This is a genomic window from uncultured Aureimonas sp., from assembly GCF_913775355.1.
In the GTDB taxonomy this organism is placed as follows: Bacteria; Pseudomonadota; Alphaproteobacteria; order Rhizobiales; family Rhizobiaceae; genus Aureimonas.
The window spans coordinates 1-12,402 of sequence record NZ_CAJYIU010000320.1; the positions used below are offsets into that span (position 1 = coordinate 1).

The 12,402-nt window shown below is 66.3% G+C and carries 8 protein-coding genes; 6 read left to right on the plus strand and 2 right to left on the minus strand.

Annotated features, from left to right (window positions below):
• Window positions 1-1,366: FAD/NAD(P)-binding protein (locus QZ753_RS19540; protein WP_294646220.1), on the plus strand; the 1,366-nt coding region annotated here is incomplete at its 5' end.
• Between the two features lie 30 nt (window positions 1,367-1,396).
• On the opposite strand, the gene QZ753_RS19545 is transcribed toward QZ753_RS19540, so the two are convergent.
• A complete protein-coding gene (locus tag QZ753_RS19545; RefSeq protein WP_294646221.1) occupies window positions 1,397-2,122 on the minus strand; it encodes a FadR/GntR family transcriptional regulator in 726 nt (241 codons plus the stop codon).
• A 250-nt stretch (window positions 2,123-2,372) separates the two neighbouring features.
• Here QZ753_RS19545 and QZ753_RS19550 point away from each other — a divergent pair, with 250 nt between their 5' ends.
• Window positions 2,373-6,314: a rhamnan synthesis F family protein gene (locus tag QZ753_RS19550; RefSeq protein WP_294646222.1), complete on the plus strand. Its 3,942-nt coding sequence runs from the start codon at window positions 2,373-2,375 to the stop codon at window positions 6,312-6,314.
• Window positions 6,315-6,342: 28 nt separating this feature from the next.
• Window positions 6,343-7,251, plus strand: coding sequence for an NAD-dependent epimerase/dehydratase family protein (locus QZ753_RS19555; protein WP_294646223.1), 909 nt, complete (start codon window positions 6,343-6,345; stop codon window positions 7,249-7,251).
• A 16-nt stretch (window positions 7,252-7,267) separates the two neighbouring features.
• Here QZ753_RS19555 and QZ753_RS19560 read toward each other — a convergent pair whose 3' ends face one another.
• A complete protein-coding gene (locus tag QZ753_RS19560) occupies window positions 7,268-8,446 on the minus strand; it encodes an acyltransferase (protein ID WP_294646224.1) in 1,179 nt (392 codons plus the stop codon).
• Window positions 8,447-8,772: 326 nt separating this feature from the next.
• Here QZ753_RS19560 and QZ753_RS19565 point away from each other — a divergent pair, with 326 nt between their 5' ends.
• The 3 genes from QZ753_RS19565 to QZ753_RS19575 all read left to right on the plus strand — a co-directional run.
• Window positions 8,773-10,461 carry a calcium-binding protein gene (locus QZ753_RS19565; protein WP_294646225.1) on the plus strand — a complete coding sequence of 563 codons (1,689 nt, stop codon included), beginning with the start codon at window positions 8,773-8,775 and terminating at the stop codon, window positions 10,459-10,461.
• A gap of 68 nt (window positions 10,462-10,529) precedes the next feature.
• Window positions 10,530-11,396: a hypothetical protein gene (locus QZ753_RS19570; RefSeq protein ID WP_294646226.1), complete on the plus strand. Its 867-nt coding sequence runs from the start codon at window positions 10,530-10,532 to the stop codon at window positions 11,394-11,396.
• Window positions 11,397-11,695: 299 nt separating this feature from the next.
• Window positions 11,696-12,402 (plus strand): ABC transporter transmembrane domain-containing protein (locus QZ753_RS19575; protein WP_294646227.1); only part of this gene is annotated, 707 nt, incomplete at its 3' end.

The window sequence follows — 12,402 nt, forward strand, 5'->3', positions numbered from 1 at the left end:
ACACCACGCGCCCTCGCGACGCGTGCCCTTCCGCATGACCCGTCACGTCGTCATCATCGGCGGCGGCGCCAGCGGCGTGCTCTTGGCGGCTCACCTCCTTCGCCAGCCGTCGGGAGACCACGAAGTGACCATCGTCGAGCCGCGCGACGGCATCGGCGAAGGCCTTGCCTACTCGACCGACGATCCGGCGCATCTCCTCAACACGCGCGCCGGCAACATGAGCGCCTTCGACGACGATCCGCAGCACTTCTGGCGCTGGCTCAACGAGAGCGGGGCAGCCGCCGCGTGCGGCCTCAACGGCGCCCTCGGCTTCGCACCCCGCTGGCGTTACCGCGACTATCTCCGCGACCTCGTGCGCCACTGGCTTCCCGTTAGTGGAGACAGCCGCCTGCGCGTGGTTCGCGAGACCTGCGTCGCGCTCGGCGAAACGTCTCGGGGGGTGGCTGCGACGCTCGGCAACGGCGTCGCGATTTCGGCCGATCGCGCGATCCTCGCCATCGGCCACGCGGTTGCGGCCGGACCGTCGCCCTACGACCCGGCCTGGTCGCCGCCCGAGGATCTCGGGATCGAGCTTGACGAGGATATCCTCGTCCTTGGTACCGGCCTGTCGATGGTCGACAAGGTCGCCTCGCTTCACCGCCGCGGCCACCGCGGCCGGGTGATCGCCCTCTCCCGTCGCGGCCTGCTGCCGCGCGTCCACGCCGCGACGGCGCCGTTCCTTCTCGATCCCGCTGACATTCCACTCGGCACCGGCCCCGCCTACTTCCTGCGCTGGCTGCGGCGGACCGTCCGCTGGGCGGAAGCGCAGGGACGCGACTGGCGCGAGGTGATGGACGCGCTGCGGCCGCACGCCAGCGCCATCTGGTCCGCGATGCCCGTTGCCGGCCGGGCACGCTTCCTGCGTCACGGCCGGACGATGTGGGACGTGCACCGTCACCGCATGCCGCCAGAACTCGCCGTTCTTCTCAGCGAGGCGCAGGCGACCGGTCTCCTGACCCTGATGGCCGGCCGGCTCGTGGAGGATCGCGTCGAGGCCGGCCGCCATCATGTGCAGGTGCGGCAGCGATGCGCCGGCGTCGAGACGCTGGTCGTTGACCGGATCGTCGACTGCACCGGGATCCTCCGCTCGCCGGAAGCCGACGGGACGGGTCTCGTCGGCCACCTCCTCGCGTCCGGCACGGCGCGGATGGATCCGCTCGGCCTCGGGCTCGACGTCGCGTCGACTTGCGCGCTGGTCGACCGGACCGGCACGGCCTCCTCCCGCATCTTCGCCCTCGGCCCCGTCACCAAGGCGCGCTTCTGGGAGATCACCGCCGTGCCCGACATCCGCGCACAGGCAAGACGGCTCGCCGCTCAGCTGGTCTGAAGACCGAAGGGCCGGCCGACCGACGGCGGATCACACGGTCTCGTCGATGAGGCGCGGGTCGACCGAGCGAATGTCCTGGAACGCGAGGCCGACAAGCGTCGTCATGGCCTGCCGCGCCCCTTCCGGGTCGCCCGCTGCGATCGCCGCCAGTACCTTCGCGTGCTCAGGCACGGGATCGCGCGGCATCCGGCCGTCGCGCGCCTTGAAGAGCGTCGTCCAGCGGACGGCCGCGGCGATGCCGCTTGCCAGCGTGCCGAGCGCCTCGTTGCGAGTCGCGCGCAGGATCGTCTCGTGAAACACGCGGTCCGCGTTGCGCCCTTCCTCGACGCCGAGGCCGTGGCGACCCATCAGTTCCAGCGCGCTCCGCAACTCGGCGATGTCGGCGCGCGTGTGGCGCTCAGCGGCGAGCGCGGCGGCCGAGGGCTCGACGATCTGCCGCAGTTCGAAGAGTTCGCGCACGAAGGCGGGTGTCGGCGGCCCGTTCTCGAAGATCCAGCGCAGGATGTCGGGATCGAGGAAGTTCCAGTTGCTCCGCGCGTTGACGCGGGTACCCGCCTTCGGCCGGCTGCTGACCAGCCCCTTGGCGGCCAGAATGCGCACCGCCTCGCGATAGGCCGTGCGCGACACGCTCAGCCGCTCGCTGAAGTCGACCTCGTTGGCGAGAAGGTCGCCCGGGGCGTAGGTCCCGGTCAGGATCGCCGTCCCGATCTCCTGGGCGATCGAGCCGTGCAATCGCTGCGAGCGTCCCCTCGGCACGCTGCGTTCCGCTCGTTCGATCTCGCTCCCAGGCACTCGCGCTCAGCTCCCCGTCGGGACGATTCGCCCGTCCGCCTTCCAGTCATCCTCGAAATCGCGAGTGGACCGCGTGTTCGCGCGCTTGGCAAGCCGAGGACGGGAGAGAAACTGGATCACAGGCCCGGGAATTCGAAACCTGTTGCCTTGCGGGTCCCGGGGGGTCAAAGAAACAGGGCCGTGCTGCGATCGCCGGCCGCGACCAGGAAACTCCATGACTGCACAGACCCCGGCAGCCGCCGCAACCGACGTTTCAAACGAGGCACGGCCCGCTCTGTCCGATGGACTGGCGATCCTGATCGTCGGAATGCACCGCAGCGGCACCTCGGCGCTGGCCGGCATGATGATGCGTCTGGGCATCGACGTGCCCGGCGACCTGATCCCGCCGGCCTTCGACAACCCCAAGGGCTTCTTCGAGAACCGCCGCTTCGTCGAGTTCGACGACCGGCTGCTCGGCGAGCTCGGCTTTCTCTACGACGATGCCGTGCGCATTCCGGACGCGGCCTTCACGACCGCGACCGAAGCCGGCGCCGTGGACCGCCTTCGCCGGCTGGCAGCGCCGGAACTCGGCGACGCGCCGCGCGTCCTCGTCAAGGATCCGCGCATCTGCCGCCTGCTGCCGATCTGGATCCCGGCGCTCGAAGCGACCGGTCGCAAGGTCGCGACGCTCCACCCGCTTCGCCATCCCCTGGAGGTGGCGCAGTCGCTCCAGAAGCGCAACGAGTTCCCGCTGGAGCAAGGTCTTCTCCTCTGGCTGTCGCACGTCCTCGCGGCCGAGCGGGATTCGCGCGGGCGGCCGCGCTCGTTCCTGATGTTCGACGCCGTGGTGCGGGACTGGCGCGCGGCGGCGACGCACATCGCGACCGACCTTGCGATCGCCTGGCCGCGCTCGTTCGAGGAGGTTGGTGCCGATGTCGACGACTTCCTGTCCGGCGACATGCGCCATCATACCGCGCCCGAGCGGATCGACGCACCTCGGGGCTCGCTGGAATGGCTGGTGGGCGAAGCCTGGGATGCGCTGGCAGCCTTGATCGAGGCGCCGGATTCGCCCGACGCGATGGCCCGCCTCGACACCGTGTCGTCGACGCTCGGCGCGGCCGAGGGTCTGTTCCGCGGCTTCGTGCAGAATACCAACCGGCTTCTCGGCGCGCGCTACGACCGGATCGACTCGCTCGAGCAGCACGCGGCGCATATGGACCACGTGATCGAGAGCCAGGCCAGCGAAGCGGCGCATCAGCTCGAAGTCGAGCGCGCCGAGACGGATCGCTGGCGCACGCATGCCGGCTTTCTCACCGACGAGCGGGATGCCTTGGAGGCGATGGGTCGGCAGCTTCGCGAGGAGCGCGATCAGCTGCATGCGGCCTGGCAGGCAACGCAGCAGAGCCTGCAGGCCGTCTTGGTCTCGTTCAGCTGGCGCGCCGGCGCGCCGCTGCGCCGGATGGCGGAGCGCGTGTCGCCGGCGGCCCGTGCCCGCATCCGAACCTCGCTTCGCCCGGCCGTCCGCCTGATGCGCGGCATCGCCAGCCCTCGCCGCCCCGCCATCCCCACGATGGAGCGCCGCGTCGTCACGGCCGAGACCGGCGAGCCGGGAGCCATCGACAGCCCGGTCCGGAGCTATTCCGAAGACGACCTGCGCACCGCCGAGGCAATCCTGCGCAGCCCCTATTTCGACGCGGCCTACTACGCGAAGGAAGCGGGCATCGGCCTCACCGGCTTCGATGCGGCCGTGCACTACGTCACGGTCGGCGAGGCCGCCCGGCGCCGGCCCTCGCAGCGCTTCGACCCGCGCTTCTACGCGTTGCGCTACCCCGACCTCGCGGAGGCCGTTCCGAACCTTCTGGCGCATTTCGTGCTCCACGGCGCTGCCGAGGGACGTGCGGGAAGCTCCGCCGCCGCCGCGATGGACTATCCCGAGGGCCGCTTCGATCCCGCGCGTCGCACGGTCCTCGTGATCGCGCACGAAGCCTCGCGTACCGGCGCCCCGATCCTCGCCTGGAACATCGCCGACCGGCTGCACCGGACGCACAACGTCGTCACCCTCCTGATGGCCGGCGGCGAGTTCGAGGAGACGTTCGCACGCGCCGCCGACGTCGCGCTCGGCCCGGTCGGCCGGCCGGCCTGCTTCGACCCGTTCGAGGCCGAGGCGGTGGCCGAGGAGATCACCCGGCGCTACCGCATCGACTTTGCGATCGCCAACAGCGTCGAGACCCGCCACTACGCGGTGGCGCTGGAGCGGGCAGGTGTGCCCGTCATCGCCCTCGTCCACGAATTCTCGACCTATTACCGCCCGCCCGGCATGCTGCACGACCTCTACGAGACGGCGTCGCGGCTGGTGTTTCCGGCGCGCGTCGTGCACGAGGTGTCGCGGCTGGAATACGAGGCGGTGCGCAAGCGCGCTTGCGACATCGTTCCGCAAGGCCCCTCGGAGGTGCCGAAGGTCGCGAGCGCCAAGGCGAAGAACGCCGTCAACGATCCGAAGCTTCCCGGCATCCTGCGCCCGCCCGGCTTCGAGGACGCCTTCCTCGTGCTCGGCATGGGCACGGTGCAGCAGCGCAAGGGCGTCGATCTCTTCGTCGCGGCCGCACTCGCCGCGCGCAATGCCGCCCCGGACCGCAAATTCCGTTTCCTCTGGATCGGCCACGGCTACAAGCCGGCCGAGGATCTGAACTTCTCGGTCTACGTGCAGGCGCAGATCGAACTGTCGGGCCTCGAGGACTGCCTCGACATCATCGACAACGTCGCCGATCTCGAGCCCGTCTACGAGCGGATGGACGCGCTCCTCCTGCCCTCGCGGCTCGACCCGCTGCCCAACGTCTCGATCGACGCCGCGCTGCGCGGCGTGCCGGTCGTCTGCTTCGACGGCGCGACCGGCATGTCCGACATCCTGGTCGAGGGCGAAGCCGCGCGTTCGCTGGTGGTGCCGCATCTCGACACGCATCTTGCCGGCGTCGAGATTGCGCGCCTCGCCACCGATCGCGCCCATTACGATGCCGTCTCGGCGGACCTTGCCGCCATCGCCCGCCGCACCTTCGACATGAACGTCTATGTCGCGAAGCTCGCCGACCTTGGCGAGGCGGCAATTGCGGGATCGAAGGGCGAGACGCGCGACCGGGAGGCGATCGCAGCCTCGCCCGATCTCTTCGACCGCGACTTCTACACCGGCGAGGTGCTGACCAGGCTCGACCGCGACGAGGCGATCGCCCATTACGTCGCGGCGTCCGCACGCCGTGCGCGCGGCGCGGCGCCGGACTCCTACGCCTACCCCCGCCGGCCGCTGCCGGGTTTCAATCCGTTGCGCTACGAAGCGGAGCACCCCGGCCTCGATCGCGATCCGCTGGCCCACTACGCCGCACGCGGCCGCCCGGCCGGTCCCTGGGCACACCCCGTCATCCGGGCGGACGGGCCGACGGTCGCGCCCCCATCCGGCCTGAAGATCGCCATCCACGGTCACTTTCATTATCCCGAACTCCTGCCGGAGTTCCTGAAGCGCCTGTCGACCAACGCGATCGGCTGCGACCTCTTCCTCACGACCGACACGCCCGAGGCGCTCGCGGCCCTGCGCGGGGCGAGCCACGGCTATACGAAGGGCCGCGTAGAGCTCCTCGAAGTGCCGAACCGAGGCCGCGACATCGCGCCTTTCCTCACCGCCCTCGGCCGCAACACGCTCTCGAACTACGATCTCGTCGGCCACCTCCACGGCAAGCGGAGCCTCCACACACAAGGGGTGGACCGCACCTACGGCGAGCGCTGGCGCACGTTCCTCTGGGAGCATCTCCTCGGCGGCACCGATCCGATGGCCGATCGCATCGCCGCGGCCTTCGCCGCCGACGACCGCATCGGATTGGTGTTCCCGGAGGACCCGAACCTCGTCGGCTGGGACGGCAGCCGCAAGGCGGCCGAGGACGTCGCCGCGCGCATGGGCATAGCGACGCCGCTGCCGCACGCGTTCGACTTCCCGAACGGTACGATGTTCTGGGCCCGCCCGGCCGCGCTCGAGCCGCTGTTCGCCCTCGATCTTGCGGCGGACGACTATCCCGGCGAGCCGCTGCCGAAGGACGGCACGCTCCTGCACGCGCTGGAGCGGCTCCTGCCCTTCGCCGCGGAGAAGGCGGGCTATACGATCGCGACGACGCTCGTGCCGGGATCGGTGCGCTGAGGCCGGCCTGGACGATAGGAATGACGCGATGATCGGCATTTTCGGCGCCAACGGCTTCATCGGCCGGCACCTCGTCCGGCGACTGGCCGGTGGGCCGGAGCGCGTGCGCGCCGTCTCGCGCCACATCGATCCGGCCTTCGCCGCCTCGCTTCCCGCGGACGTCGAGGTGGTCCAGGCCGATCTCGGCGACGATCTCGCGATGGCCTCGGCGCTGACCGACCTGCGCGTCGTGGTGCAGCTGATCTCGACCTCGTCGCCGGGGCTTCAGAACCGCTATGCCGTCAGCGACATCCGCGACAACGTCGTGCCGCAGGTCTCCTTTCTCGAAGCCTGCGTCGCCGCGAACGTCGAGCGATACGTGTTCCTGTCGTCGGGCGGCACGGTCTACGGCCAGCCGCAGACGCTGCCGATCCCCGAGACGCACGAGGCCAAGCCCCTCTCCTCGCACGGTATGACGAAGCTCGTGGTCGAGCAGTACATCGGCATGTACGGCCGGCTTCACGATCTCGACTCCGTCATCCTGCGCGTCGCCAACCCGTTCGGCCCAGGCCAGAGGTTCCGCAAGGGACAAGGCCTGATCCCCGCCCTTCTCCAGCGGCACGCGCAAGGCTTGCCCGTGCGCATCATCAACGGCGGCGAGGCGATCCGCGATTTCCTCTATATCGACGATCTCGCGGACGCCGTCGCCCTCAGCCTCACCGCGCCCGCTGCCGCAGGCCGGACGATCAACATCGGCTCGGGCGAAGGCCGGCGGATCATGGACGTGATCGAGGCGGTGGAGAGTGTGCTCGGCCAGCGTTTCGCCCGCGAGGACGGCGGCACGCGCGATTCGGACGTCGACGCCAACGTCCTCGACATCACCCTCGCGCGCGACCTTCTCGGCTGGTCGCCGAAGACGCCGTTCATGGACGGGCTCCGGCTGACGCTCGAGGACTGATTGATAGACGAACTTGTTAGCTGATTGCCCGGGCTGGCGGCATCGTGGCGGATACTGCGTTGCGCGAACGCCAACCAAAAGCGCCCTTGGTCAAACGGATAGCTGGCCTCTCGACGCAAAAGAGGAGAATCGTCGCAAGCCCGAGCGATAGAGTCAAAGCTGCGAAGGCGGCTATCAGACGATCTGACGAACTTGCGAGGTGCCAATGCTGCGCCAGGAACCGCATGACAATTTGATGCACCATATAGAACGCGAAGCTGATCTCCCCGAGGAAAACAAGAGGTCTCGCAGAGAGCATCCCGGACACTGGACCCGCCTGATGCGCAAATAGAAGAATTGCAAGCGCAAACAACGGGAACGCACCGAACTGCCGATAAGCTTGGGCCGCCGGGCCGGATACGTGTGTTTCGATCAGCTCGACGACTGAACCGTGCTGCGTCATGTATCCAAGAAGGAGCAGAACTGCCACAAATTGCGCGCCCGACGCAGCACGCTGTGGGAGCGCAACCCTCGTGAACGCACGGTAGGCCAAGATTCCGGAAACGAATTCGATCAGCCGGATCGGCGGGAAAAAGAGGATGATCGAGCTTCCGGTCGGAATCAGGGATTCCGCCCAAAGAGGATCCACGAGAGGATCAGGTCTGCCCGCAAGACCCACGGCGGGTATGACAAGAATGACGACGCCAATGAATGCCGCATTGACGACGAACAAACCAAACAATTTCCGATAGGATAACGCCAGCAGGAACGGAAGGAGTGCGTAGAAGAATAGTTCGACCGAGATCGACCAAGACACGCTGTTCAATGCAAAGCCCGATCCGTAGGCCGGGATCCATGCGTTCATCAGCGTCAGAGCGAGATAGGCTCTCAGGAGGCTTGTATCGCCCACGCCGATCAGCGCCGCTACGAGCAGAAGGCAGACCGCATGAACAGGCCACAACCTCGCTACGCGCTGGATGAAGTACTGCTCTATCGATTGTCGATCCGTCAGTCGCCCGTCGTAGGAGTACGCTAGAACGAAACCCGACAGCACAAAGAAGAACGACACCGTCCAACTGAGATTGAGCCCCCGGAGCCACTGCGACGGATGGACACCGAGGGTATCAAGATGGTGCAGAAAGATTGAGAGCGCCGCGAAGAACCGCAAGCTCGTCAGGTTGAAAAGCTGCGGACGACCTCCGTGATTCCTGCCCATACCACTCTTCCGCCCGCCGAACCGTTCCCGCGTTCGGTATTCCTATATACTCTTTATGTCACAAATCATATGTAGACAGCTGGGTTTGGCGTCACAGCAAAGTGCAAACCTTACGCTGGGCCCGTCTCACGGCGCTTGTTGTGGCGCATGCGCATCACCCCCCCTTCAGGGCAGGCGATTTCGCTGCAATCTGCCTTGCCTCCTTCATAGGGCATATGCATACATCCACCGCAGATTTCATTACCGACGCGTAATGGCATCACACGGGGAGGGTGCGCAGTGTGCACGCTCGCATCCAGACTACTCAACGGGCTCCAGGAGACCACATGGCTACCTTCTTCTTTGACGGCACGACCAGCCAGTCGATCAACTTCGACGTGGACAACGATCAGATCGTTTTCGAGCTGGAGGCCTCTCAGGTCGCTAGCGTGACCAGCAACGCCAACGGCACGACGATCACGACCACCTCCGGCGCGTCACTGACGTTCGTTGGCCTGAGCGCCGTTGCGCTGGCCGACGCTTCGGTTCTTCCGGCTGGGCTGGTGCAGTTCGGCACCGATGGCGTTGATACGCTGACCGCCCTTGCTGGCGGCTCGGTCATCATCGCGAACGGCGGCGCTGATGTGGTCAACGGCGGTGCGGGGGATGACCTGCTCGCTGGCGGCCTCGGTAACGACGTCATCACCGGCAACGGTGGTTCGGATCGCATCTACGGTGGCGAAGGCAATGACACGATCACGGCGACGGGCGCTGCTGGCGACGCCTCGCTGATCGTCGGTGGTCTGGGCTTCGATGTCGTTCAGGTCGGCGGCACCTTTGCTGGCGTCACGTTCACTGCAGGCACGGCTCAGGCTGGTGACTTCACCGTGTTCGGTGGTAACGGGCTCGACACGACCGACGGCGCTGACCGCATCGGCCTGAACCTGACCTCGGCTGGCAATGCGACCGTTTACTCGAACGCTGGCGCTGACACGATCGTCGTCGCCGGTGCGGGCTCCGCCCTCCTGAACGGTGGCCAGGGCGCCGACACCATCACGGCTACTGTCAACTCGGGTGACATTTCGGGTGGCCTGGGCACCGACACGATCACCGTGACGACCACTGGTGCCGACGCAGCCGTGACGGTATTCGGCGGCAGCCTGAACGACACGACTGCTGATGGCGTCGACACCATCAACGTCACCGCTACAAACGGTCATACGGTTACGATCTACGGCAACGGCGGCGCGGACGACATCAACGTCCTGGGTGCCGGTGGCGGCGAGTACCACATCTTCGGTGGCGCCGATGCCGACGACATCTCTGGTGCTGTTGGCACGGGATCGATGATCTACGGCGGCGCTGCCGGCGACACCATCAACATCTCGGTCGTCAACCCCGCTTCGGGTCAGGCTTCCGTAACAGTGTTTGGCGGTAACGGCGTTGGCGATACGTCGGCTGATATCGACAACATTACTGTCACGCTGTCGGGCACGGGCACTTCGGCTCAGCTCGCTACCATCTACGGTAACGGTGGTAACGACGTCATCACCCTCGCTGGCGCTGGCCAGGCCACGGTGTTCGGCGGTACTGGCAACGATGACATCAACGTCGGCGGCACGGGCGTTCACGTCCTGACGGGCGGGGAGGGCGAAGACACCTTCGACTTCACGAGCTACACGTTCGCTGCACCGACCGCGACGAACGTTGTTTCGATCACGGATATGACGTTCGGGACTGATACCATCGATCTCGCCGCTACGGTTACGGCTGTCTCCACAGTAACCAACGCGTCTGACATTGCTGCGATCAACAACGCCGCGAACCTTCAGGCTGCTACGGTACTGGCGATCAACGCCGGCGAGGGCACGAACGCTACCGGAACACAGGTTGCCACGCTCTTCACCTACCAAGGCGAGAGCTATGTCGTGTCAGCTACCGCTGACCAGGCAGCTCCTGCAGCGGCTGGCGATATCGATGCCATCATCAAGGTGACCGGTTACCAGGGCACGATCGACGTCGGCTCGTTCGCCTAATTCGCCGATACGTAGACCAGTGGAAGGGGCGGCCTGTGCCGCCCTTTCTGCTTTATGGGGCCTGGGTCATGTCAGAAACAATCCTCTTCATCACACTAGACTCATGTCGGTTCGACACGTTTGCCGCAGCGCGTGCGACAGCCATCAAAAGTCTGGCCCCACTGCACAAAGCCCAATCCCCAAGCTATTTTACCTACGGCTCCCATTCGGCCATGTTTGTCGGCTTCACGCCCGGCATTCCTGGAAGCTCACAAGCCTTTCTCGACCCTAAATTCGGAAAACTCTTCAAGCTGACGGGGGCTTCCTTTCCCGGAAAAGGAACCGAGGGCTACTCGCTGCAGGGTCGCAACATCATCGAGGGCTTCCGTCGGCTCGGCTACACGACCATCGGTGCCGCCGCGATGGGCTGGTTTGACCCGGACACCGCAACCGGCGTCCACCTTAGCGAAAGCTTCGAGCACTTCTTCTTCCCCGGCCCCTATCACCTGCGCCAGCAACTCGCATGGATCGATGAGCGTCTGAACGAGGCTGAAGGCGATACGTTCACGTTCCTCAATGTGGGCGAAACCCATGTGCCTTACTGGCATGAGGGGGCTAATTGGTCGCCGGACGACAGCCCCTGTATCCCGTTTCAGACCGAAGACCGCTCGGAGGAGTGCCAGCAGCGCCAAACCGCCTGCCTGGAGTTCGCAGACAGGTTGCTCGCTCCCCTTCTCCAACGCCACATGGACGGCACCATCATCGTCTGCGGCGATCACGGCGATTGCTGGGGCGAAGACGGGCTCTGGGAGCATGGCATCATGCATCCGATGACCACGACCGTTCCTTTGTTGATCCGCTACAAGGGTCAACCTGTCGCGAATGCATTCGAGGGAGACACGCCGGAAGAGGCCGCGAAGAAGAGCATGTTCCGGCGACTACTGGCTCTGCGCTGACTGGCCCACGGTTGAGACGAAAGTCCACCCGATAGTTCAGGATCGGCGTTCGCATTCGATCGCTTGCGGATACTCAGGCTGACAGGCCACCTTTTGCATTCAGTCCCCGCAGACATCGGACCACCACCGAAACGCCAGCGGGACGTAGGAAAATCGCGGGTTTGGTTGTATGGTCCGGCGGTCGGTGCCCCGCCTCGGCCGGATCTGCCCTCATGATGCCGTGATTGGCTGATGGGAGCGGGTTCCGGCTTGCGGGCGTCACCCCGTGTTCCGCAGCGTTCCGTCCGCAAAGGCGATCCATGCAGCCCAACGTTACCCTCGCGCCCGAAATGCGCGATGCGCTCCGCGCCGGCGCCAAGCCGATGGCCTTTGCGGCGCTGTTTTCCTTCGGATCGAACCTCCTGTTCCTGGCGATGCCGCTGTACATGACGCAGGTCTACAGCCGCGTCATCACCTCACATTCGGAAGCGACGCTGATCTACCTGTCGATCGCGGTGATCATGGCTTTCGTCGTCATGATCGCGCTGGAGGAGCTGCGCGGGCGCATCCTCATCGGCATCGGCTCGATGATCGACCGCAAGATGGCGCCGCGCCTGCTCGACGCCGTCGTGAACGCCGGGCTCCGCGCCGGCCGCCCGGCTAGAGCATCGGCGCTGCGCGATCTCGACACGTTCCGCCAGGGCATCGCCGGCAACGTCACCAACACGATCCTCGACACGCCCTGGGCGCCGATCTTCCTCATCGTCATCACGATGATCGACTGGCGCCTCGGCGTGGCCGCGACGGTCGGCGCGATTCTCCTCTTCGGCCTCGCGCTCCTCAACGAGTACGTGACGAAGCCTGCGTTGAAGGAAGCGAACATCGCGGGCCAGCGCTCCTACGCGGCGACCGATTCGGGCCTTCGCAACGCCGAAGTCATCTACGCGATGGGCATGCTGCCCGGCCTGACCAACCGCTGGAACCGCGACCGCCTCGCCATGCTCTCCTCGCAGGAGGAGGCGTCGGA